Here is a 21,093-nt window from a genome sequence, read left to right on the forward strand (position 1 = left end):
CCCGTCACCGTCAGTCCCGTGTTGCCCGTGGTCCGGGCGGTCGTGACGGTCACGTTCGCCGACGGCTGGGTCGAGAGCTTCAGCGAGTAGGTGCCCGTCTTGCCCTGCTGCACGGCCAGCTGGCTCGCGGAGGCGACCACGGCGGGTCCGGAGGCGACCGTGATGCCGACCGGGGTCGACGACGCCGACGCGCCCAGGCTGTCGTACGCCTTGGCGACCAGGGAGTGACTGCCCGCGGACAGGCCGGAGGCGGACAGGGAGTACGGCGCGCTCGTGTCCGTGCCGAGCAGGGTCGTGTCGTCGTAGAACTCGACCTTGGTGATCGTCGCGTTGTCGGCGGCCGCGGCGGTCGCCGCGAGCGGCACGGCGTCCCCCTGCGTGTAGACGGCGCCCGCGGTCGGGCTGGTCAGCACGGTGATCGGCGGCTGGTGCGCGCCGACGCAGGCGGTGCCGTTGACCGAGAAGCTCGCGGGAGCGGCGTTCGTGCCGCTGTAGGTGAACTGCGCGCCCGTGCTGACCGCCGCGCCCGCGGCGATCGTCCCGTTGTACGAGGCGTTGTTCACCGTGATCTGCTGACCGGACTGCGCCCAGCTGCCGTTCCAGCCGTTCGACAGCTTCTGGTTGCCCGTGTAGGCGTACGTCAGCGTCCAGCCGTTGATGGCGTCCGTGCCGCGGTTGGTGAGGGTCACGTCCGCGGTGAAGCCGGAGCCCCAGTCGTTCGTCTTGTAGTCCACGCTGCACTGAACTCCCGCTGCCTGTGCGGGGGTTGTGCTCGTACTCAGCATGGCGAAGGGGAGGGCGAGGGCCGCCACGGCGGCGGTCCACAGCCGCCGCGCCCCGCGGCGTCTGCGTGAGGGATCCATGTGCTGGTCCTCCTTGCGGCTCGGAAGAAGTGGGGGAGGAGCAACAAGCCTTGAACCAGTGGGAGCGCTCCCATAGTGGGGATGGGGGTGAACGCGGTCAAGATGCTTGAAGAGTCGAAAAGATTCGACACGTCAACTTGAGGGAAAGTCAGCGACGCCTCTGTTCTTTGCCAGCACTTGGCGCTAGCTTCGAGACACCAGTGGGAGCGATTCCATCAGTCGACGCGTCTGTCACGACGCGCCTGAGCTGCAAGGAGTCGCTCATGCGACACCCCCCGCGTTCAGCACTTCTCGCCGTGGCCGGCACGGTCGCCCTCGTTGCGGGCGCCCTGCTGCCGGTCGTCACGGCGCAGGGAGCGGCGCCTGCCTGCTCCGTGGAGTACTCCGTCACCGGTCAGTGGGACGCCGGCTTCCAGGCTGCCGTGAAAATCACCAACAACGCGGCGGCCATGAGCAGTTGGAGCCTGGCCTTCGACTTCGCGAACGGGCAGAAGGTCACCCAGGGCTGGAGCGCCAAGTGGTCCCAGTCCGGCACGGCGGTCACCGCCGCGAACGAGAGCTGGAACGCTTCCCTGGGCTCCGGTGAGAGCGTCAGCGCGGGGTTCGTCGCCTCCAGGTCGGGAGCGAACGCCGTACCGACGACGTTCAGGCTCAACGGAACGACCTGCAACGTGGACTCCACCCCCACGCCCACCCCCACGCCCACCGCACCGCCCTCGACCGATCCGCCGGGCACCGGTGACGGTCCGCCCGCGTTGCACGTCTCGGGGAACAGGCTCGTGGACGCCGCCGGCAGGAACCGCCGCCTGCTCGGCGTGAACCGCTCGGGCGGCGAGTTCATGTGCGTGCAGGGGCGCGGCATCTGGGACGGCCCGGTCGACGACGCGGCCGTCAAGGCGATCGCGGACTGGAGGGTGAACACCGTCCGGATCCCCCTCAACGAGGAGTGCTGGCTGGGCCTGTCGAACATCGACCCCGCGTACGGCGGCGCGAACTACGTCAACGCCGTGAAGCAACTGGTGGCCCGCGTCGAGGCGCACGGCATGACGCCGATCGTCGAACTGCACTGGACCTACGGCCAGTACACGGGCAACTCGGCCGGCTGCTCCGACGTGCACGCCACCTGCCAGAAGCCGATGCCCGACATGCAGTACTCGCCGTCGTTCTGGACCTCGGTGGCGAACACGTTCAAGAACGACACGGCCGTCGCGTTCGATCTGTTCAACGAGCCCTACCCGGACCGCGCCGCCTCCACGACCGCCCAGGCGTGGCAGTGCTGGCGGGACGGCGGCTCCTGCCCCGGCATCGGCTACCAGGTCGCCGGAATGCAGGATCTCGTCGACTCGGTACGGGCGGCCGGGGCCCGGAACGTGATCCTGGCCGGCGGGCTCGCCTACTCCAACGACCTCGGCCAGTGGCTGACGTACAAGCCCGACGACCCGACCGGCAATCTCGCCGCCGCCTACCACGTCTACAACTTCAACAGCTGCGCCGACGTGGGCTGCTGGAACTCGACGCTCGCCCCCGTGGCCGCCCGCGTGCCGCTCGTCGCCGGGGAGATCGGGGAGAACACCTGCTCGCACGGTTTCGTCGACCAGGTCATGAAGTGGTTCGACGACCACGGCCTGTCCTATCTGGGCTGGACGTGGAACACCTGGGACTGCTCCACGGGGCCGTCCCTGATCTCCGGCTACGACGGTACGCCCACGGCGTACGGCACCGGCTTGCGCGATCATCTGCGCGCACTCCAGGGATAGGCGCCACGAGCCGGCCCCGCGAACACGGGGCCGGTCGAGCGGACACGGGGCCGCCTGAACGGGATCCGCCGACACCGATCCGCCCGACACCGGATCTACCCGACCGGATCCACCCGGCGTCCGTACGTCGGCGGGTCCCAGGGCGGGAACCGCCGACGGACCCGCGGATCGGATGCCTCGCACCGCATACGCACACCGAACAGAAACACCGAAGGAACGGACAAACTCCCGCAACCCGCAACCAAGAAGGAAACCCGCACTCATGAGCCGTAGCAGAACAGCGGTACTCGCCGCGCTGGCGCTGGTCGCCGGCGCCTCCGGGACGGCGCTCGCGGTCGTCCCCGGCGATCCGGGCATCGCCGCCATCCCGTGCAGCGTCGACTACAAGGTGCAGAACGACTGGGGCAGCGGCTTCACCGCCGCCGTCACCGTGACCAACAACTCCGCCGCCAAGTCGAGTTGGGCGGTGAAGTGGACGTACGCCGGCAGTCAGAAGGTCACCAACGCGTGGAACGCGAAGGTCACCCAGTCCGGCACGGCCGTCACCGCCGCCAACGAGACCTACAACGGGACGCTGGCGACCGGCGGTTCGGTCAGCTTCGGGTTCCAGGGCACCTACAGCGGCACCAACGCGGTCCCGGCCACGTTCACCCTCGACGGCGTGACCTGCAACGTCGACGGCGGGACCGGCGGTCCCACCGACCCCGGCCCGACCGACCCCGGCCCGACCGGTCCCGGCACTCCGGGTACCAAGGTCGACAACCCCTACGCCGGCGCCAAGGTCTACGTGAACCCCGAATGGTCGGCGCACGCCGCCGCCGAGCCGGGCGGCAGCCGCGTCTCCAACCAGCCCACCGGCGTCTGGCTCGACCGCATCGCCGCCATCAACGGAGCCAACGGCGGCATGGGCCTGCGCGCCCACCTCGACGCGGCCCTCGCGCAGAAGGGCAGCGGTGAGGAAGTCGTGCAGCTGGTCGTCTACGACCTTCCCGGACGGGACTGCTCGGCCCTCGCCTCCAACGGCGAGCTCGGCCCGACGGAGATCGACAAGTACAAGACGCAGTTCATCGACCCCATCGCGGCCATTCTCGCCGACAGCAAGTACGCGGGCCTGCGGATCGTCACCGCCGTCGAGATCGACTCCCTGCCGAACCTCGTCACCAACACGGGCGGCAAGGCCACCGCCACCCCGGCCTGCGACACCATGAAGGCCAACGGCAACTACGTGAAGGGCGTCGGCTACGCGCTGAAGAAGCTCGGCGCGATCCCCAACGTCTACAACTACATCGACGCCGGTCACCACGGCTGGCTCGGCTGGGACGACAACTTCGTCCCCTCCGCCCAGATCATGTACCAGGCCGCCACCGCCGAAGGCGCGACCGTCGACGACGTGCACGGCTTCATCACCAACACGGCCAACTACAGCGCCCTGAAGGAGGACAACTTCACCATCAACGACACGGTGGCCGGCAAGTCGGTCCGTGAGTCCAAGTGGGTGGACTGGAACCGCTACGTCGACGAGCTGTCGTACGCCCAGGCCTTCCGCAACCAGCTGGTGACCACCGGCTTCAGGCCCGGCATCGGCATGCTGATCGACACCTCCCGCAACGGCTGGGGCGGCGCCGCCCGGCCCACCGGCCCGGGCGCCACGACCAGCGTGGACACCTACGTCAACGGCGGCCGTTACGACCGCCGGATCCACGTCGGCAACTGGTGCAACCAGTCCGGCGCGGGCCTCGGTGAGCGTCCCAAGGCGGCGCCGGCCGCCGGGATCGACGCCTACGTGTGGATGAAGCCGCCGGGCGAGTCGGACGGCGCCAGCTCGGCCATCGCCAACGATGAGGGCAAGGGCTTCGACCGGATGTGCGACCCGACCTACACCGGCAACCCGCGCAACGGCAACAGCATGTCCGGCGCCCTGCCGAACGCCCCGCTGTCCGGACACTGGTTCTCCGCCCAGTTCCAGCAGCTGATGCAGAACGCCTACCCGCCGCTGTAGGCCGCCGCTCCGCCCCTCGGGCGCGGTGCGCCGACGACGGTTCGCGTCCGGGTCCCTTGCCGGGCCGCGTCCGGACCGCGCCCGTCGGGACCACGTCCGAGGTGCGGCGACGGTGATCCGCCGGGGCGCTCAGCCCTCCCGGGCCAGCCCCCGGCGGATCGCGAACTCGACCGCGCAGTAGTCCCCGTCCGGCCGCTCCAGTTCGAAGGGAGCGGCCGGACGCAGCGGTGGCTGGGCCAGGAAGCGGGGGAGCTTCCCGTGGTGCGGCTGCGCCGCGTGCACCAGGAACGGGTGGCAGAGGTAGACGTCGCCGGGACGACCGGTCGCGTAGGCGACCGGACGGTGCGCGGTCGCCTGTTCGAGCCGCGGCGCGATCTCGAGGATCGAGACGCCCTGCTCGCCGTACGGTGCGAGCAGCGGCGGCACGTCCAGATGCGAGCCCACGCGCACCCGGGTCGGGGCGTCGGCCTCGCTCACCTCGCTGAACAGGAACAACATCAGCAGCGCGCGATCCCTGGAGCGCAGGTCGGCCCAGGGCCAGGTCGCGCCGTCCGGGTAGTAGCTGCCCTCGATGTGCCAACCGGCGTCGTCGGGCTCGGCCTCGTGCGGGAAGCGCAGCGGGAACGTGCCCAGCGAGTAGCGCGGCGCCCAGCGGCCCTCGCCCACCAGCAGATCGAACGCCTCGTGCAGCGCGGCGGCGTTGGCCGCGGCGGCGAACGGGCCCTGCGCCATGTCGCCGATCCGGACCACCGGCTCCTTCCAGGTGCCGGGGTCGTCCGGGTCGTACCCCGTCTCCCGCCAGAGCAGCCGGGCGCAGTCCTCGGCGACGCGCGGCGGGACGGCGCCCTCGAGCCGCACGAACCCGTCCTCCAGGAACCGCTCGACCTGTGCATCGTCCATCGGGTCATCCTCGGCGAACCGGCTTGCCGTCCGCATCCGGTTTTTTGCCGCCTCGGCAACAGGAGTGGCCCCGGTCCGGTGCGTCGGCGCACGCTGACGGCACACCGGACGAGAGGCTGACCACCATGGCGCACCCCCCGCACGCATCTCACGGCGACCCGCACACCCCTGACGCCCGGCGCACCCAGGGTCACACCCCCACCCATCACCACACCCACGGCCACGACACCGACATCGACTGGGCCGAGATGGCCCCGCACCTCGAAGCGCAGGCCGAGCTGTTCATGCCCCTGTACGAGCGGGCCCTGGCCTGGCTCGGAAAGGAGGTGACCGAGCCGGGGCTGATCGTGGACGCGGGCAGCGGCCCGGGGGTCGTCTCCTCGCTGTTCGCCGAGACGTTCCCCGGCGCGCGGGTGATGGCCGTCGACGCCTCCGCTCCACTGCTGGAACGGGCACGGCAGCGGGCCGAACGGCTCGGTCACGGCGACCGTTTCGGCACGCTCGCAGGCGAACTTCCCTCAGTACTCCAGGAGTTGGATTACCCGGCCGACCTGCTGTGGGCCGGCCGAAGCCTGCATCACCTCGGTGACCAGCGCGCCGCCCTGACCGCCTTCGCCGAACGGCTCGCTCCCGGCGGGACGTTGGCGATCATGGAGGGCGGCCTGCCGTCCCGGTTCCTGCCGCGCGACCCCGGCTTCGGACGGCCCGGACTGGAGGCGCGGCTCGACGCGCTGCAGGAGGAGTGGTTCGCGCAGATGCGGGCCGACCTGCCCGGTTCCGTGGACGAGGCCGAGGACTGGGCGGCGCTGCTCGGCGCGGCCGGCCTGCGGCACGCCCGCAGCCGGAGCTTCCTGCTGGATCTTCCCGCGCCCGCCTCCGAACGCGCCCGCTCCTACATCGCCGCCACCCTGTCCCGCCTGCGGGACGGCTTCGGCGACGCCCTCGACCCCGACGACCGCGCCGCACTGGACCGGCTGCTCGACCCGGGCGACGAGGCGGGCGTGCATCGCAGGGCGGACGTCTTCGTGCTCGCGGCGCACACGGTGCATACGGCGGTGAAGCCGGTGTAGGGCCGCCATGGGCGCATGTCATGAGCAACTCTTCCGGCCGATCGGCCAGCCCGACTGACGACCGGTGCGACGCGTCGAGGGCGCCCCCGGAGCGGGGGCGCCCTCGACGCGTGCGGGGGAGTTCACCCCCGTCGGTGCTCAGGCGACGTCGAACGTCCCCGGGTCGGGGCCGATGCGACGGTCCTCGTTCAGGGCGCTGATGGCCGCCAGGTCCTCGTCGTCCAGGCTGAAGTCGAACACGTCGATGTTCTCCTCGATCCGCGACGGCGTCACGGACTTGGGGATCACGACGTTGCCGAGCTGGAGGTGCCAGCGCAGCACGACCTGGGCCGCGGTGCGCTCGTGCTTGCGGGCGATCGCCACGATCGCGGGGACCTCCAGGAGGCCCTTGCCCTGTCCGAGCGGGGACCAGGCCTCGGTGGCGATGCCGCGCGCCGCGTGGAACTCGCGTGAGGCCTGCTGCTGCAGGTGCGGGTGCAGCTCGATCTGGTTGACCGCGGGGACGACCGAGGTCTCGCCGGTCAGTCGTTCCAGGTGCTCCGGCAGGAAGTTGGACACGCCGATGGCCCGCACGCGGCCGTCCGCGAGGAGCTTCTCGAACGCCTTGTACGTGTCGACGTACGCGTCACGGGCCGGGAGCGGCCAGTGGATGAGGTACAGGTCCACGTAGTCCAGGCCGAGCTTGGCCAGGGAGGTGTCGAACGCGCGGAGCGTCGAGTCGTACCCCTGGTCGCCGTTCCAGAGCTTGGTGGTGACGAAGATGTCCTTGCGGGGCACGCCGGAGGAGGTGATGGCCTTGCCGGTGCCCTCCTCGTTGCCGTAGATCGCCGCTGTGTCGATGCTGCGGTACCCGGCCTCCAGCGCGGTGGAGACCGCCTGCTCCGCCTCGTCGTCCGGCACCTGCCAGACACCGAAGCCCAGCTGGGGCATCTCCACGCCGTTGTTGAGGGTGATCTGGGGGACCTTGCTGCTCACGAGCTCTTGATCCTTCGGTTGTCCGTCAAAGTGGTACTCCCATCGTCAACGATCACGACGGTCGCCGAATTCCTGCCCCCACTGATCGGTTTCCTCGGGAGCCTGTCGCAGACCCGTCTCGTGCCCGTCGGTAACCCGTTTCACCTCCCTGGGCGAGATCATGTGCGATACAGGGCGTCGACTTCGTTTGCGTAAGCGTTTTCGATCGCCTTGCGCTTCAACTTCAGCGACGGGGTGAGCAGTCCGTGCTCCTCGGTGAAGGGCTGGGCGAGGATGCGGAAGGTGCGGATCGACTCGGCCTGCGACACCAGCGTGTTCGCCGCCACGACGGCCCGGCGCACCTCCGCCTCCAGGTCGGGGTCGCGCACCAGCTCGACGGGTGTCAGCCGCGGTTTGGCGCGCATCTGCAGCCAGTGCTCGACGGCCTCCTGGTCGAGGGTGACCAGCGCGGCCACGAACGGCCGGTCGTTGCCGACCACGATGCACTGGTTGACCAGCGGATGGTCGCGCACCCGCTCCTCCAGCAGCCCGGGCGAGACGCTCTTGCCGCCCGACGTGACGAGGATCTCCTTCTTGCGGCCGGTGATGGTGAGGTAACCGTCTTCGTCGAGCGAACCCAGGTCGCCGGTGGCCAGCCAGCCGTCGTGCAGGGTCTCGTCGGTGGCTTTGGGGTTGTTGAGGTAACCCTGGAAAACGTTCTCACCGCGCAGCCAGATCTCGCCGTCGTCCGCGATGTGCACGGTCATGCCGGGGATGGCCTGGCCGACGGTGCCGTAGCGGGTGCGCCCGGGCGGGTTGGCGGTCGCCGCCGCCGTCGTCTCGGTGAGGCCGTAGCCCTCGTAGATCAGCACGCCCGCGCCGGCGAAGAACAGGCCGAGTCTGCGGTCCATGGCCGAGCCGCCCGACATGGCGTGCCGCACGCGTCCGCCCATCGCCGCGCGCACCTTGGAGTAGACGAGCTTGTCGAACAGCTGGTGCTGCATGCGCAGACCCGCCGAGGGGCCGGGGCCGATGCCCCACGCCTTCGCCTCCAGGGCCTCGGCGTAGCTCACCGCCACGTCGACGGCCTTCTCGAACGGCCCGGACCTGCCCTCCCGCTCCGCCTTGCGGCGGGCCGCGTTGAAGACCTTCTCGAAGATGTACGGCACGGCCAGGAAAAACGTCGGCCGGAAGGAGGCCAGGTCCGGGAGGAGGGCGGCCGCGTGCAGCTGGGGCTGGTGGCCGAAGCGGACCCTGCCGCGGATCGCGGCGATCTGCACCATCCGGCCGAAGACGTGGGCGAGCGGCAGAAACAGCAGAGTCGCCGCCTCGTCGCCCTTTCTGGAGTGGAACACCGGCTCCCACCGCTCGATGACGGTGTCCGCCTCGAACATGAAGTTTCCGTGCGAGATGACACAGCCCTTGGGCCGCCCCGTGGTGCCGGAGGTGTAGATGACCGTCGCGGTGGAATCCGGGGTAACCGCTTCCCGGTGCCGGTGCACCACCTCGTCCTCGATGCCGGCGCCGGCGTCGTACAGCTCCTGCACACAGCCCGAGTCCAGCTGCCACAGCTGACGCAGCTGCGGAAGGCGGTCGATGACGGTGGCGATCGTCATCGCGTGGTCCTCGTGCTCGACGACCGCGGCCGTGCACTCGGCGTCGTAGAGCATCCAGAAGCACTGTTCGGCGGACGAGGTCGGGTAGACCGGCACCACCTGCGCGCCGACGGTCCACAGGGCGAAGTCGAACAGGGTCCACTCGTAGCGGGTGCGGGACATGATGGCGACGCGGTCGCCGAACCGGATGCCCTGGGCCAGCAGACCCTTGGCCAGGGCGAGGACCTCGTCGCGGAACTCACCGGCGGTGACGTCGCGCCATTCGCCCCGTTCGTCCTTGCGGCCGAGGGCGATGTACTGCGGGTCCTCCTGGGCGTGCTGGAAGACGACGTCGGCCAGGCCGCCCACCGGCGGCGCCAACGCCAACCGAGGGTTGGTGAACTCGCGCAAACGCACCCCGCTTCTCATGGCCCCACAGCGCCGTGAAAGCTACCCCAACCGGCGACGGGGCGGGAGAGGGGCGGAAAGCGAGCGATGCCCTCGTCTGCGCGGGTCGGGCGCGGAAAATGGGCGCACATGGGGAAGGGTCGGACACAAAGCTGACGGTTGAGTAAGTTTCGGTACCGTAATCTCCACCGAATCTGCCCGTACCGCTTACGCTGTCCGACCGCTTCCGGAGTCGGCGCCGCCCGCGGCTCGTGGCCAGCCGCCAGCCGCCAGCCGCCAGCCGCCTGCCGCCAGCCGCTCGCTGGCCGCCGCCCGGCGTGGGGAGTGTCTCCCCGGCCCCGGCCCCCTGCCCCGCCTCAGGGACGCCCACCGACCCGCTTCCCCGAGCCCCGCGCCCCGCGCCTCCGGTCAGCGGGCGTGGCCCGGGGCCCGCCGCCCGGCCCCGTGCCCGGCGTCGGGAGCGCCTCCCCGGCCCCGAGCCCGACCTACCTCGGGGGCGCCCACCGGCCCGGTGCCCCCGCGGTGCGGCGGGTCAGGAGCGGGACCGACGGGTGCCTCGCGTCAGGGGCGGGGGACCGCCCGCTCCTCCGACGGCACCGGGGCCGCGGGTCCCGTCGCCCGGGGGCCGGTCTCGCGCGGCGACCGGACCAGCAGGAGGACGAGCGCGGCCGCGGCGACGCCGGTGCAGCCCGCCACCACCAGCGCCGCGTCCAGTCCGGAAGCGAACGCGGACCGCAGCGCGTGTTCGGAGAACGTCCCGCGCAGCGCCTCGGCGCCGCCGCCCGCCAGCGTGTGGGCCGCCTCCTGCGGCAGGGCGCCGGTCATCCGTGAGGTCACCACGGTGCCGAAGACCGCCACCCCGAGGGCGTACCCGAGCTGCCGGACGGTGTTCACCGCGCCGCCCGCCATCCCGGCCCGCGCCGGCTCGACCGCGGCCAGCGCCGCGCCGGCCACGGTAGGCGCGACGAAACCGGTTCCTATCCCCACCAGCACGAATCCGGGCGCCAGCGCCGTCCAGTCCGAGCCCGCCCCGAGCACGGCCTGGCAGAAACAGCCCGCGCCGATGAGCAGCAGGCCGCCGCCCACGGTCAGCCGGGCGGAAACACCGTGGAACCGCTTGCCGACCACGAGGGCAGTGATCATGGCAGCCACCGTCATCGGCAACAGCGTGAGCCCGCCGCGGACCGGGCTCATCCCCAGCAAGGTCTGCATCCAGATCGAGAGGTAAGGCGTCACTCCGAAGGCGACCCCGTTGAAGGCCAGCGCGCCCACCATCACCCCCACGAACGACGGCCGCGCCAGCAGCGCCAGGTCGAGCAGCGGATGCGCCGCCCGCCGCTCCACCAGCACGAAGCACGCCAGCGCCAGCGCGGCGAGACCGAAGGCGACCAGCGTCGCCGTCGCCGTCCAGCCGTCGTCACCGGCACGCACCACGGCATACGTCGTGCCGCCCGCGAAGGCGGCGAAGGCCGCCGTGCCCGCCCAGTCGACGCGCATCCCGCGCGGCCCCCTCGACTCCGGCACCGCCTTCAGCGTCAGCCACACCGCGACCACGCTCACCGGCAGGTTCACATAGAAGATCCACCGCCAGCCGGGCCCCTCGGCCAGCAGTCCGCCCAGCACCGGCCCGACCGCCGCGGCCGCGCCGCTCACCGCGCCCCACACCCCGAGCGCCGCGGAGCGCTGCCGGCCCTGGTAGACCGACCCGAGCAGCGGGAGCGTGGTGGAGAGCATCGCGGCCGCGCCCACGCCCTGCACCGCGCGCGCCGCGACGAGCGTGTCCGGACCGCTCGCCAGCCCGCACAGCAACGACGCCGTCGCGAACAGCACCACTCCCGCCACGTGCACGCGGCGCCGGCCCAGGACGTCCGCGGCGGCCCCCGCGCCCAGCAGCAGCGCGGCCAGCGCCAGCGCGTATCCGTCCACCACCCACTGCAGATCGCTCAGCGAGGCGTGCAGCGCCCGTGTCATGTCCGGCAGCGCCACCACCACGATCGTCACGTCCAGCAACAACATGAACGTGCCCAGGCAAACCGCTGTCAGCGGCCCCCATGTGCGCATGTCCCACTCCTGGTGTTTCCGTGAATCGCCGTTCGATGGAGTCCCATCGCTCCGTACGATGAGGGAAACGCGGATGATCGCCATGGAAACGGGCCGTCTCGCGACGGAATCCGACGGGGAAGAGGGACGACCGGTGGAATTCCACACAGCGGACACGCTGGACATCAGGCTGCTCGCCGCGCTGGAGGTGGACGGCCGGGCCTCCTTCAGCAGGATCGCCGCGGTGCTCGGCGTCTCGGACCAGACCGTCGCGCGCCGCTACCGCAGGCTCCGCGACCGGGTCGGACTGCGAGCCGTCGCCGTCCGCAACGCCGAACGCCTCGGACAGGACCAGTGGATGCTGCGTCTGCGCTGCGCGCCCGCCGGCGCCGCTGTGATCGCCGACGCGCTCGCCAAGCGCCCCGACACGCAGTGGATCGGTCTCGGCTCCGGCGGCACCGAGATCGTCTGCATGACCAGGCCCCGTCACCCCGGCGACCATGACGACCTGCTGCTCGGCAAGCTGCCGCGCACCCCGAGCGTGGTGGAGATCCGTGCCCAGCAGCTTCTGCACCGCTTCTACGGAGGCCCCACCGGCTGGATACGCAAGTTGCGGGCGCTGGACGACGAGCAGATCGCCGCTCTGACCCCGGACCCGGACCCCGAGGCGAGCGCGGGGCCGCCCCGCCTCGAACCCGAGGACGAGCCGCTCCTGGCCGTGCTGGAGCGCGACGGCCGCGCCGCCTACCCCGAACTGCAGCGCGCCACGGGCCGCTCCGAGTCCGCCGTCAGACGCCGCCTCGCCGCCCTGCTCGCGTCCGGCGCCGTCTACATCGACGTCGAGTACCGGTCCGAGCTCCTCGGCCGCCCCGTCGCGGCCGTCCTGTGGATCACCACGGCGCCGTCCGCGCTGCACGCGGTCGGAGAGGCCCTCGCCGCCCACGACGAAGTCGCCTTCGCCTCGGCCACGGCCGGCCCGTCCCACATCGTGGTCACCGCCCTGTTCCGTGACACGGCGGCCCTCTACGCCTACCTCAGCGGGCCTCTGGGACGGCTGGAGGGAGTCCAGCACGTGGAGGCGACGCCGCTCCTGCGCAGCGTGAAGCAGCTGACCTACCGGCCCGGCGGGCGGTAGGAGCGCAGCGGATGTTCAGCCCCCGCCACCGGGACGCCGGTCGCCGTGGCGGGCGGGGCCGCGCGGCGGCCGCCGGTGCAGGCGGTCGCCGCCGGCGAGGATCGCAGCCGCCAGCGCGTCGGCCGCGCCCTGGGCGGAGGGCCGCCGGCGGCCGTGCACCAGCACGAAGTCGACGCGCCCCAGCTCCGGCAGCCCCGCCCGTTCCGGGATCCGCACCAGGCCCGGCGGGATCAGGCCCCGTGAGTGCGCCATCACGCCGAGCCCCGCCCGTGCCGCGGCGATGAGCCCGTTCAGGCTGCCGCTCGTGCAGACGATCCGCCAGGCGCGCCCCTGCCGCTCCAGCGACTCCAGGGCCAGTGCGCGGGTGATGCCGGGCGGCGGGAAGACGATCAGCGGAACCGGACGGTCGGCGTCCAGACGCAGCCGTTCGGCGCCGATCCACACCAGCCCGTCGTGCCACACCAGCTCGCCGCGCGGGTCATCGGGGCGCCGCTTGGCCAGGACCAGGTCCAGCTTTCCGGCGGTCAGCTGCTCGTGCAGGGTGCCCGACAGCTCCACCGTCAGCTCCAGGTCGACCTCGGGATGGTCGTGGCGGAAAGTCTCCAGGATCTCCGGCAACCGGGTCAGCACGAAGTCCTCCGAGGCGCCGAAGCGCAGCCGCCCGCGCAGCCGGGTGCCGGTGAAGAACGCGGTCGCCTGCTCGTGGACGTCCAGGATCCGGCGCGCGAATCCGAGCATCGCCTCGCCGTCCTCCGTCAGCTCCACGGAGTGCGTGTCGCGGGTGAAGAGGGTCCGCCCGGTCGCGTCCTCCAGCCGTCGCACGTGCTGGCTGACGGTGGACTGGCGCAGCCCCAGCCGCCGCGCGGCCTGCGTGAAGCTCAGCGTCTGGGCGACGGCCAGGAAGGTCCGCAGATGAGAGGGGTCGTACACACCTGCCACGGTACCTCCGTCATCGCGATGCGTGATGACAGTGAGAGCGGTATGGCGGATTCCCGATCACGGTGCCGGGGAGGACGATGGAGAAGGGCCTCCCGGGCCCGACGCACGCCCATCGAATCGCACGTGGAGCACCGTGAAACGCCTGCACTGGCCGAGTCGGATGCCGGTCGACCCCTACATCCTGCTGCTGCTCGGGACCGTCGGGCTCGCGGCGCTGTTCCCGGCGCGCGGCTCCGCCGCCGACGTGGCCTCCGGCGCCTCCACGGCCGCGATCGCCTTCCTGTTCTTCCTGTACGGGGCCCGCCTGTCCACCCGCGAGGCATGGGACGGGCTGAAGCACTGGCGGCTGCACGTGACCGTCCTGGTCTGCACGTTCGTGGTCTTCCCACTGCTGGGCCTGGCCGCGCGCGGCCTCGTCCCGGTCCTCCTCACCGACCCCCTCTACCAGGGGCTTCTCTTCCTCACCCTCGTCCCGTCGACGATCCAGTCGTCGATCGCGTTCACCTCCATCGCGCGCGGCAACGTGCCCGCCGCGATCTGTGCGGGATCCTTCTCCTCGCTGGTCGGCATCGTCGTCACCCCGCTGCTGGCCGCCGCCCTGCTCGGGGGCGGCGGCGGCTTCTCCGCGCACTCGGTCGTCGATATCGTGCTGCAACTGCTCGTGCCGTTCGTCGCGGGGCAACTGCTGCGCCGGTGGATCGGCGCGTTCGTCACCCGGCACAAGAAGGTGCTCGGCCTCGTCGACCGCGGTTCGATCCTGCTGGTCGTCTACACCGCGTTCAGCGAGGGCGTGAACCGGGGCATCTGGCACCAGGTCGGCGCCGCACGGCTGGGCGGCCTGCTCGTCGTCGAGGCGGTGCTGCTCGCCGTGATGCTCACCCTGACCTGGTACGGCGGGAAGGCGCTGCGGTTCGACCGCGGGGACCGCGTGGCCATCCAGTTCGCGGGCTCCAAGAAGTCCCTGGCCTCCGGACTGCCCATGGCGAGCGTCCTGTTCGGCGCCCACGCCTCTCTCGCGGTGCTGCCGCTGATGCTCTTCCACCAGATGCAGCTGATGGTCTGCGCGGTCATCGCCAAGCGCCGCGCACGCGACCCCTTGGACCCGGCGGGCGCACAGGCCGGCGACAGGGCTCCCGCGACGGCGTGAAGGGCCCGGGGCCGCAGGGCGGTTCGGCGGTCCGACGGCTCGGCGGCTCGGCGGTCCGACGGCTCGGCGGTCCGACGGCTCGGCGGTCTGTCGTCTCCACGGTCCAGGACCGTAGGGGTCAGGGCACCAGGACCACCTTTCCCAGGTTCCTGCGCGACTCGATCACCGCATGCGCCTCGGTGGCGTCCTCCAGGGCGAACTCGCCGTGCACGGACGGCTTCAGGGCGCCCTGTGCGAAGAGCCGCCACAGCTCCCGCCGCCTGAGCTCGCACAACTGCGGCTCCTCGCGCGCCACGAGGGCCATCTGGAATCCGATCACCGACTTGGCGCCCACCAGCAGGTCGTAGGCCTGGACGGTCCCGCCGCCCGAGCTGTACGCCACGAGCCGGCCACCCGGCGCGAGGGCCGCGACGGCGGGAGTCAGCAGGTCGCCGCCGACCGCGTCCAGGACGTAGTCGGCGGGGACGCCCCAGTCGTCCTGGTCGTAGGCGACGACGTCGTCGGCGCCCAGCGCCCTCACGAAGCCGGACTTCGCGCGGTCGGACACGGCCCCGACGACGCGGTCCGCGCCGCGGGCCCTGGCGAGCTGCACGGCGAGGTGGCCGACCCCGCTCGCCGCGGCGGTGACGAGGGCCGTCTCGCCGGGTTCGGGGCGCGCGGCGGCCAGCGCGCCCAGGGCGACCAGCCCGCTGCGGACGAGGGCGACGGCGTCGACCGCGCTCGCGTCGTCGGGGACGGGTGAGGCCATCGACCGGTGGACGAGTGCGAAGTCGGCGTAGCCGTGGCCGAAGCACAGGCCGGTGACGCGCTCGCCGACCCGGAAACCGTCGACCCCGCTCCCGACGGCCACGACCCGCCCGGCGACCTCGCCCCCGAGTGCGATCGGTTCCGCGGCCCCGGCGACCTTGCGGACGACGGGGAGGGTCACGCCGACCGCCTCGCACCGCAGGAGGAGCTCGCCGGGTCCGGGCCGGGGGACCGGCGCCTCCTCCAGGAACAGCGGGCCACCCGTGGACTCGTACCGGACGCGACGCATCGCACCTCCATGATTCGTTGGGAGTCCCAACGGTATCGCAGTTCGTTGGGAAGTCCAATGAATTTTGGTAGGGTGCGATCATGTCCGAAGCGCCCCTCGCCGCTATCCGCTCCCTGCCCAGCTGGCTCCTCGGCCGGGCGGCCGCGCGGGGCCGCTCACTGGTCGCCGACGCCCTCGCCGCCGAGGGCGTCAAGATGTGGTCCCACGTCGTGCTCTCCGCCGTGCGCGATCTCGCCCCCGTGGCCCAGGCGGACCTGGGACGCGCCGTCGGACTGGACCCGAAGGATCTGGTCGGCGTCCTCAACGACCTGCAGTCCGCGGGCCTGGTCGTGCGCGAGCCGGATCCGAACGACCGACGCAAGAACGCCGTCTCGCTCACCGCATCCGGTGAACGCCTCCTCGACCGCTGCGAGAAGGCCGCCCGGGAGGCGAACGACGCGCTGCTCGCCCCGCTCACGGCAGCCGAACAGGACCGGTTCACGGCCCTGTTGGTCAAGATCTCCGGCACGGAGCGCTGACGGTGGATAACGTTCCGCCATGACCGCACTGCCCGCGCTCGATCCCGCGCGCACCGCCCTCGTCCTCGTCGACCTGATGGACCGCATCGTCGCGCTGCCCCTTGAGCCCCGTAAGGGCTCCGAAGTGCTGGAAGCGGCCCATGGGTTGGCGGCGGCGTTCCGCTCGGCCGGCGCTCCCGTCGTCCTCGTCCGCGTCGAGCGTCCGGGCGTCGCCGAGCAGCCGCCCGGCAGCGGTCTCGTCCCGGGGCTCCACGCGCAGGGCGACTGGGAGATCGTCAAGCGGACCATCGGCGCCTTCCAGGGCACCGGCCTCGACGCCCGGCTGCGTGAACACGGCGTCGGCACGCTCGTGTTCGGCGGCATCGCCACCAACCTCGGAGTCGAGTCCACCGCCCGTGCGGCCGGCGATCTCGGCTACGACCTGGTCTTCGTCGAGGACGCGATGTCCGCCTTGACGGGCGCCGAGCACGAAGCGTCGGTGAGACTCGACTTCCCCCGGCTCGGGACCGTGGCGTGCGCGGCCGAGGTGCGATTCGCGCACGGGTGAGCAGCAGGGGGCGGCCCGGGCCGGCGGTCACGGCTCGGACCGACGGGCGGTTCAGGTGGACCGGTGGCCCTGATCGACGGGTGGTTCGGGTGGACAGGTGGCCCCGGGCGGCGGGTGGTTCGGGTGGATGGGCGGCTCCGGTCGACCGGGGGCTCGGGCCGACGGGCGGTCGTCTGGGCGGATGGTCGGCGGACGGCTCGGGGCGGGCCGGGGGGTGATGGCCCCGGCGGCGCGGGGGGCGCTCCCCGCCGTGCGCGGTCCCGCCGCCGTGCCGCGGGGCGACCGGGTCAGCCGTCGACGGCCGCGGCCCGCGGGGCGATGCGGCTCCCGCCCGCGTACACGTTCATGGAGGTGCCCCGCAGGAAGCCCACCAGCGTCAGTCCGGTCTCCGCCGCCAGGTCGACGGCCAGGGAGGAGGGGGCCGACACCGCCGCGAGCAGCGGGAGGCCCGCCATCACGGCCTTCTGCACCAGCTCGAACGAGGCGCGGCCCGAGACCAGGAGGATCGTCCGCGACAGGGGCAGGTCCGCGTTCTGCAGGGCGCGGCCGACCAGCTTGTCCACCGCGTTGTGCCGGCCCACGTCCTCACGCACGTCCAGCAGCTCGCCGTCCTCGGAGAACAGGGCCGCCGCGTGAAGTCCTCCGGTCCGGTCGAACACCTGCTGGGCCGCGCGGAGCCGGTCGGGCAGGCTCGCCAGCAGCTCGGGCGCTATCCGCAGGGGGGGAGCGTCGGCGATGGGCCAGCGGGCCGTCGTGCGGACCGCGTCCAGACTGGCCTTGCCGCACAGCCCGCAGGACGAGGTGGTGTAGACGTTGCGCTCAAGGGAGATGTCCGGGATCTTCACGCCGGGGGCGGTCCGCACGTCCACCACGTTGTAGGTGTTGACGCCGTCGGCCGTCGCTCCCGCGCAGTAGACGATGTTCAGCAGGTCGGACGCTTCGGCCAGCACGCCCTCGCTGACGAGGAAGCCGGCCGCGAGCGCGAAGTCGTCACCGGGCGTGCGCATGGTGATGGCGAGCGGCTTGCCGTTGAGCCGGATCTCCAGCGGTTCCTCGGCCACGAGGGTGTCCGGCCTGGTGGTGACCGCCCCGTCCCGGATGTGGATCACTTTGCGCCGTGCGGTGACTCGTCCCATGTCGTGATCAGCCCCGGTTCTGTGCGGGCCGGCAGTCGAACGGCCCTTGATGCGGAGATTGCCGTGGGTCACCGGATGGTGCGGTGAGGTGACCTTCACGGACTCATTGTCCTGTACAGGGAGGGCGAGGTCGCAGCCGCCCTCCGCGTCAGGCGCACACCGACGTACCCGGCGGGCGGTTGCGCAAAGCGGCCGGTCCGACCGTTCGGCGCAGCCCGCATACCGTTCACCGCATGCGGTCGACGCGCCGCCTTCTCAACGCCCGCGCGGGTTCCTACCGTTCAGGATTCATGAGTCCCCCCGTCGCCCCGCCCGACTGGAGCCGATGGCTCGTCCCGCCGGCCGCCCTCTCCGTCCATCTCTCCATCGGCCAGGCCTACGCGTGGTCCGTGTTCAAGCCGCCGCTGGAGTCCGCACTCGGCCTCAGCGGCACCCAGAGCGCGCTGCCGTTCCAGCTCGCCATCGTCATGCTCGGGCTCTCCGCGGCTTTCGGCGGCACCCTGGTGGAACGCAACGGGCCTCGGTGGGCGATGACCGTCGCCCTGGTCTGCTTCTCGTCCGGCTTCCTGATCTCCGCGCTCGGCGCCGCCGTCGAGCAGTACTGGCTGATCGTCCTCGGCTACGGCTTCGTCGGGGGAATCGGTCTCGGAATCGGTTACATCTCGCCCGTCTCGACACTGATCAAGTGGTTCCCGGACCGCCCCGGCATGGCGACCGGCATAGCCATCATGGGCTTCGGCGGGGGCGCGCTCATCGCCTCGCCCTGGTCGGCGCAGATGCTGGAGTCGTTCGGCTCCGACAGCTCCGGGATCGCGCTGGCGTTCCTCGTCCACGGGCTCTCGTACGCGGTGTTCATGACGCTCGGCGTGCTGCTGGTGCGGGTCCCGCGCGGTGAGCGGCCCGTCACGGGCGGGCCGAGCGCGGTGGAGGGGGTGCAGGTGTCGGCGCGCAGTGCGGTGCGCACCCCGCAGTTCTGGTGCCTGTGGGTCGTGCTCTGCATGAACGTCACGGCGGGGATCGGCATCCTGGAGAAGGCCGCCCCGATGATCAAGGACTTCTTCGCGGACACCTCCACCCCGGTCTCGGCGTCCGCGGCCGCCGGCTTCGTCGCCCTGCTGTCGGCGGCCAACATGGCCGGCCGGATCGGCTGGTCGTCGACCTCCGACCTGATCGGACGCAAGAACGTCTACCGCGTGTATCTGGGCGTCGGCGCCCTCATGTACGCCCTGATCGCCCTGATCGGCGACTCCTCGAAACCGCTCTTCGTCCTGTGCGCGCTGGTGATCCTCTCTTTCTACGGCGGCGGCTTCGCGACGATCCCCGCCTACCTCAAGGACCTCTTCGGCGCCTACCAGGTCGGCGCCATCCACGGCCGGCTGCTCACCGCCTGGTCCACGGCCGGCGTGCTCGGCCCGCTGATCGTGAACTGGATCGCCGACCGGCAGGAGGAGGCGGGCAGACACGGCTCGTCCCTGTACACCCTGTCCCTGTTCATCATGATCGGGCTGCTCGCCGTCGGCTTCGTCGCCAACGAACTCGTCCGCCCCGTCCACGCCCGACACCACATCCCCGCCCAGAGGGAGGCCGCCGATGCCGAACGACAGCAGCCCGAGTCCGCAGCCTGACCGGCGACCGCTGATCGCCTTCGCCTGGCTGTGGGTGGGGGCGCCGCTCGCCTACGGGCTGTACGAGCTCGTACAGAAGGCGACGCAGCTGTTCACCGGGTAGCGGACGCCGCGGGGCGCGTGTTCGCCGAGTGAGCGTGCGACGGCTGTGTGGACGTCCGAGGCCTATGGGGAAGCCGACAACCCGGGAACCGGTTTCCTGTCGCTTCACGCGCCCCCGTACCCGTGAGTCACTGATCAGACTGGAGGATCCCGCTACCCAAGGCAACGAGGGGGACCCCCCAATGAACGGCTCGCGCATCGCCGCCGTCGGCCACTACCAGCCCGCGAAGGTGCTCACCAACGAGGAACTGGCGGGTCTGGTCGACACGAGTGACGAGTGGATCAGGAGCCGGGTGGGCATCCGCACGCGCCACATCGCCGGCCCCGACGAGCCGGTGGACGAGCTGGCCGCGCACGCCGCCGCCAAGGCCCTCGCGTCGGCGGGCCTCACGCCGGACGACATCGACCTCGTGCTGGTCGCCACGTCCACGGCCGTCGACCGCTCGCCCAACATGGCCGCCCGGGTCGCCGCCCGCCTCGGCGTCCCGCGGCCGGCCGCGATGGACGTCAACGTCGTCTGCGCCGGGTTCACCCATGCGCTGGCCACCGCCGACCACACCGTCCGCGCGGGCGCCGCGACCCGCGCGCTGGTGATCGGCGCCGACAAGATGTCCGAGGTGACCGACTGGAGCGACCGCACCACCTGTGTGCTGGTCGGCGACGGAGCGGGCGCCGCCGTGGTCGAGGCCTGCCCCGACGGCGCCGTGCCCGGCATCGGCCCCGTGCTGTGGGGCTCGGTGCCCGAGATGGGGCACGCGGTGCGCATCGAGGGCCAGCCGGCACGGTTCGCGCAGGAGGGGCAGAGCGTCTACCGCTGGGCCACGACCCAGCTGCCGCCGCTCGCGCGCCAGGCCTGCGAGCGGGCGGGACTGGCTCCCGAGGACCTCGCGGCCGTCGTCCTGCACCAGGCGAACCTGCGGATCATCGAACCCCTCGCGCAGAAGATCGGCGCGGTGAACGCCGTGGTCGCGCGTGACGTCGTCGAGTCGGGCAACACCTCCGCCGCCAGCATCCCGCTCGCCTTCTCCAAGCTCGTCGAGCAGGGCGCCGTCTCCACGGGAGACCCGGTGCTGCTGTTCGGCTTCGGCGGCAATCTGTCCTACGCGGGACAGGTCGTGTACTGCCCGTGATCCGCGGCGGCCACCGCCCGTGATCCGGGGCGGCCCGGACCGGGGTGCGCTCGGGGCGCGGCCGGGGCGCGTCGGCGTGTGACGCGTTCCGCTGCGCCGAGCTCTGGCGCCGGTGGGCCGTGGACTGTAGACGAAGGACCATCGAAGTCCGAGGGGCTTTCGGGATGCAGCCGTCCGGCGCTGTCCAGGAGG

At 71.8% G+C, this 21,093-nt stretch carries 18 protein-coding genes; 10 read left to right on the forward strand and 8 right to left on the reverse strand.

All coding sequences use genetic code 11. The annotated features are described in order from the left end of the window. Nucleotides 1-863: cellulose binding domain-containing protein (locus Sri02f_RS27910; protein WP_174855717.1), on the reverse strand; the 863-nt coding region annotated here is incomplete at its 3' end. Nucleotides 864-1,126: 263 nt separating this feature from the next. Between Sri02f_RS27910 and Sri02f_RS27915 the strand changes: the two genes are divergently transcribed. Both Sri02f_RS27915 and Sri02f_RS27920 read left to right on the forward strand, forming a co-directional pair. Then, a complete protein-coding gene (locus tag Sri02f_RS27915; RefSeq protein ID WP_109004094.1) occupies nt 1,127-2,620 on the forward strand; it encodes a cellulase family glycosylhydrolase in 1,494 nt (497 codons plus the stop codon). A 262-nt stretch (nt 2,621-2,882) separates the two neighbouring features. Next, nucleotides 2,883-4,619: a glycoside hydrolase family 6 protein gene (locus Sri02f_RS27920; protein WP_109004095.1), complete on the forward strand. Its 1,737-nt coding sequence runs from the start codon at nt 2,883-2,885 to the stop codon at nt 4,617-4,619. Nucleotides 4,620-4,748: 129 nt separating this feature from the next. Here the strand turns inward: Sri02f_RS27920 and Sri02f_RS27925 are convergent, their stop codons facing one another. Further along, the gene (locus Sri02f_RS27925; protein ID WP_109004096.1) at nt 4,749-5,519 is read right to left on the reverse strand and encodes a phytanoyl-CoA dioxygenase family protein; all 771 of its coding nucleotides are present in this window, start codon (nt 5,517-5,519) and stop codon (nt 4,749-4,751) included. Nucleotides 5,520-5,644: 125 nt separating this feature from the next. Here Sri02f_RS27925 and Sri02f_RS27930 point away from each other — a divergent pair, with 125 nt between their 5' ends. Continuing rightward, nucleotides 5,645-6,589, forward strand: a complete 945-nt coding sequence (locus Sri02f_RS27930) for a class I SAM-dependent methyltransferase (RefSeq protein ID WP_109004097.1) — start codon at nt 5,645-5,647, stop codon at nt 6,587-6,589. 138 nt (nt 6,590-6,727) lie between these two features. Here the strand turns inward: Sri02f_RS27930 and Sri02f_RS27935 are convergent, their stop codons facing one another. From Sri02f_RS27935 to Sri02f_RS27945, 3 genes are all read right to left on the reverse strand, one after another. Beyond that, a complete protein-coding gene (locus Sri02f_RS27935; protein WP_109004098.1) occupies nt 6,728-7,564 on the reverse strand; it encodes an aldo/keto reductase in 837 nt (278 codons plus the stop codon). 158 nt (nt 7,565-7,722) lie between these two features. Beyond that, nucleotides 7,723-9,549, reverse strand: coding sequence for an AMP-dependent synthetase/ligase (locus Sri02f_RS27940; RefSeq protein ID WP_109004355.1), 1,827 nt, complete (start codon nt 9,547-9,549; stop codon nt 7,723-7,725). Nucleotides 9,550-10,107: 558 nt separating this feature from the next. Beyond that, entirely contained in the window at nt 10,108-11,607 is a 1,500-nt protein-coding gene (locus tag Sri02f_RS27945) for an MFS transporter (RefSeq protein WP_109004099.1), read from the reverse strand. 133 nt (nt 11,608-11,740) lie between these two features. Here Sri02f_RS27945 and Sri02f_RS27950 point away from each other — a divergent pair, with 133 nt between their 5' ends. Next, nucleotides 11,741-12,721, forward strand: a complete 981-nt coding sequence (locus Sri02f_RS27950; protein ID WP_245970844.1) for an Lrp/AsnC family transcriptional regulator — start codon at nt 11,741-11,743, stop codon at nt 12,719-12,721. A gap of 15 nt (nt 12,722-12,736) precedes the next feature. Here the strand turns inward: Sri02f_RS27950 and Sri02f_RS27955 are convergent, their stop codons facing one another. Continuing rightward, on the reverse strand, nt 12,737-13,651 hold the full coding sequence (locus Sri02f_RS27955) for a LysR substrate-binding domain-containing protein (protein ID WP_109004100.1): 915 nt from the start codon (nt 13,649-13,651) through the stop codon (nt 12,737-12,739). 142 nt (nt 13,652-13,793) lie between these two features. Between Sri02f_RS27955 and Sri02f_RS27960 the strand changes: the two genes are divergently transcribed. Further along, complete coding sequence (locus Sri02f_RS27960; protein ID WP_109004101.1) at nt 13,794-14,807, forward strand: bile acid:sodium symporter family protein; 1,014 nt, start codon at nt 13,794-13,796, stop codon at nt 14,805-14,807. A 118-nt stretch (nt 14,808-14,925) separates the two neighbouring features. Here the strand turns inward: Sri02f_RS27960 and Sri02f_RS27965 are convergent, their stop codons facing one another. Next, nucleotides 14,926-15,843, reverse strand: coding sequence for a quinone oxidoreductase family protein (locus Sri02f_RS27965; RefSeq protein WP_109004102.1), 918 nt, complete (start codon nt 15,841-15,843; stop codon nt 14,926-14,928). Between the two features lie 80 nt (nt 15,844-15,923). On the opposite strand from Sri02f_RS27965, the gene Sri02f_RS27970 reads away from it, so the two are divergent. Beyond that, nucleotides 15,924-16,361: a MarR family winged helix-turn-helix transcriptional regulator gene (locus Sri02f_RS27970; protein WP_109004103.1), complete on the forward strand. Its 438-nt coding sequence runs from the start codon at nt 15,924-15,926 to the stop codon at nt 16,359-16,361. 19 nt (nt 16,362-16,380) lie between these two features. Continuing rightward, nucleotides 16,381-16,908 carry an isochorismatase family protein gene (locus Sri02f_RS27975; protein WP_109004104.1) on the forward strand — a complete coding sequence of 176 codons (528 nt, stop codon included), beginning with the start codon at nt 16,381-16,383 and terminating at the stop codon, nt 16,906-16,908. A 287-nt stretch (nt 16,909-17,195) separates the two neighbouring features. Here Sri02f_RS27975 and fdhD read toward each other — a convergent pair whose 3' ends face one another. Continuing rightward, nucleotides 17,196-18,044: a formate dehydrogenase accessory sulfurtransferase FdhD gene (gene fdhD, locus Sri02f_RS27980; protein ID WP_109004357.1), complete on the reverse strand. Its 849-nt coding sequence runs from the start codon at nt 18,042-18,044 to the stop codon at nt 17,196-17,198. 290 nt (nt 18,045-18,334) lie between these two features. On the opposite strand from fdhD, the gene Sri02f_RS27985 reads away from it, so the two are divergent. From Sri02f_RS27985 to Sri02f_RS27990, 3 genes are all read left to right on the forward strand, one after another. Continuing rightward, nucleotides 18,335-19,669, forward strand: coding sequence for an OFA family MFS transporter (locus tag Sri02f_RS27985; protein WP_109004105.1), 1,335 nt, complete (start codon nt 18,335-18,337; stop codon nt 19,667-19,669). Beyond that, nucleotides 19,635-19,772 carry an MFS transporter small subunit gene (locus Sri02f_RS41845; RefSeq protein WP_167467634.1) on the forward strand — a complete coding sequence of 46 codons (138 nt, stop codon included), beginning with the start codon at nt 19,635-19,637 and terminating at the stop codon, nt 19,770-19,772. Before Sri02f_RS27985 ends, Sri02f_RS41845 begins: the two co-directional genes overlap by 35 nt. 181 nt (nt 19,773-19,953) lie before the next feature. Beyond that, nucleotides 19,954-20,901: a beta-ketoacyl-ACP synthase III gene (locus tag Sri02f_RS27990; RefSeq protein WP_109004106.1), complete on the forward strand. Its 948-nt coding sequence runs from the start codon at nt 19,954-19,956 to the stop codon at nt 20,899-20,901. Nucleotides 20,902-21,093 lie beyond the last annotated feature (192 nt).

The sequence above is a fragment of the Streptomyces rishiriensis genome (assembly GCF_003112535.1).
Lineage (GTDB): Bacteria > Actinomycetota > Actinomycetes > Streptomycetales > Streptomycetaceae > Streptomyces > Streptomyces rishiriensis.

Bases quoted from the DNA above. Each gene is read 5' to 3' on its own strand.
- Sri02f_RS27915 (WP_109004094.1), top strand. From the start codon at position 1,127: ATGCGACACCCCCCGCGTTCAGCACTTCTCGCCGTGGCCGGCACGGTC.
- Sri02f_RS27920 (WP_109004095.1), top strand. From the start codon at position 2,883: ATGAGCCGTAGCAGAACAGCGGTACTCGCCGCGCTGGCGCTGGTCGCC.
- Sri02f_RS27925 (WP_109004096.1), bottom strand. From the start codon at position 5,519: ATGGACGATGCACAGGTCGAGCGGTTCCTGGAGGACGGGTTCGTGCGG.
- Sri02f_RS27930 (WP_109004097.1), top strand. From the start codon at position 5,645: ATGGCGCACCCCCCGCACGCATCTCACGGCGACCCGCACACCCCTGAC.
- Sri02f_RS27945 (WP_109004099.1), bottom strand. From the start codon at position 11,607: ATGCGCACATGGGGGCCGCTGACAGCGGTTTGCCTGGGCACGTTCATG.
- Sri02f_RS27965 (WP_109004102.1), bottom strand. From the start codon at position 15,843: ATGCGTCGCGTCCGGTACGAGTCCACGGGTGGCCCGCTGTTCCTGGAG.
- Sri02f_RS27970 (WP_109004103.1), top strand. From the start codon at position 15,924: ATGTCCGAAGCGCCCCTCGCCGCTATCCGCTCCCTGCCCAGCTGGCTC.
- Sri02f_RS27975 (WP_109004104.1), top strand. From the start codon at position 16,381: ATGACCGCACTGCCCGCGCTCGATCCCGCGCGCACCGCCCTCGTCCTC.
- fdhD (WP_109004357.1), bottom strand. From the start codon at position 18,044: ATGGGACGAGTCACCGCACGGCGCAAAGTGATCCACATCCGGGACGGG.
- Sri02f_RS27985 (WP_109004105.1), top strand. From the start codon at position 18,335: ATGAGTCCCCCCGTCGCCCCGCCCGACTGGAGCCGATGGCTCGTCCCG.
- Sri02f_RS41845 (WP_167467634.1), top strand. From the start codon at position 19,635: ATGCCGAACGACAGCAGCCCGAGTCCGCAGCCTGACCGGCGACCGCTG.
- Sri02f_RS27990 (WP_109004106.1), top strand. From the start codon at position 19,954: ATGAACGGCTCGCGCATCGCCGCCGTCGGCCACTACCAGCCCGCGAAG.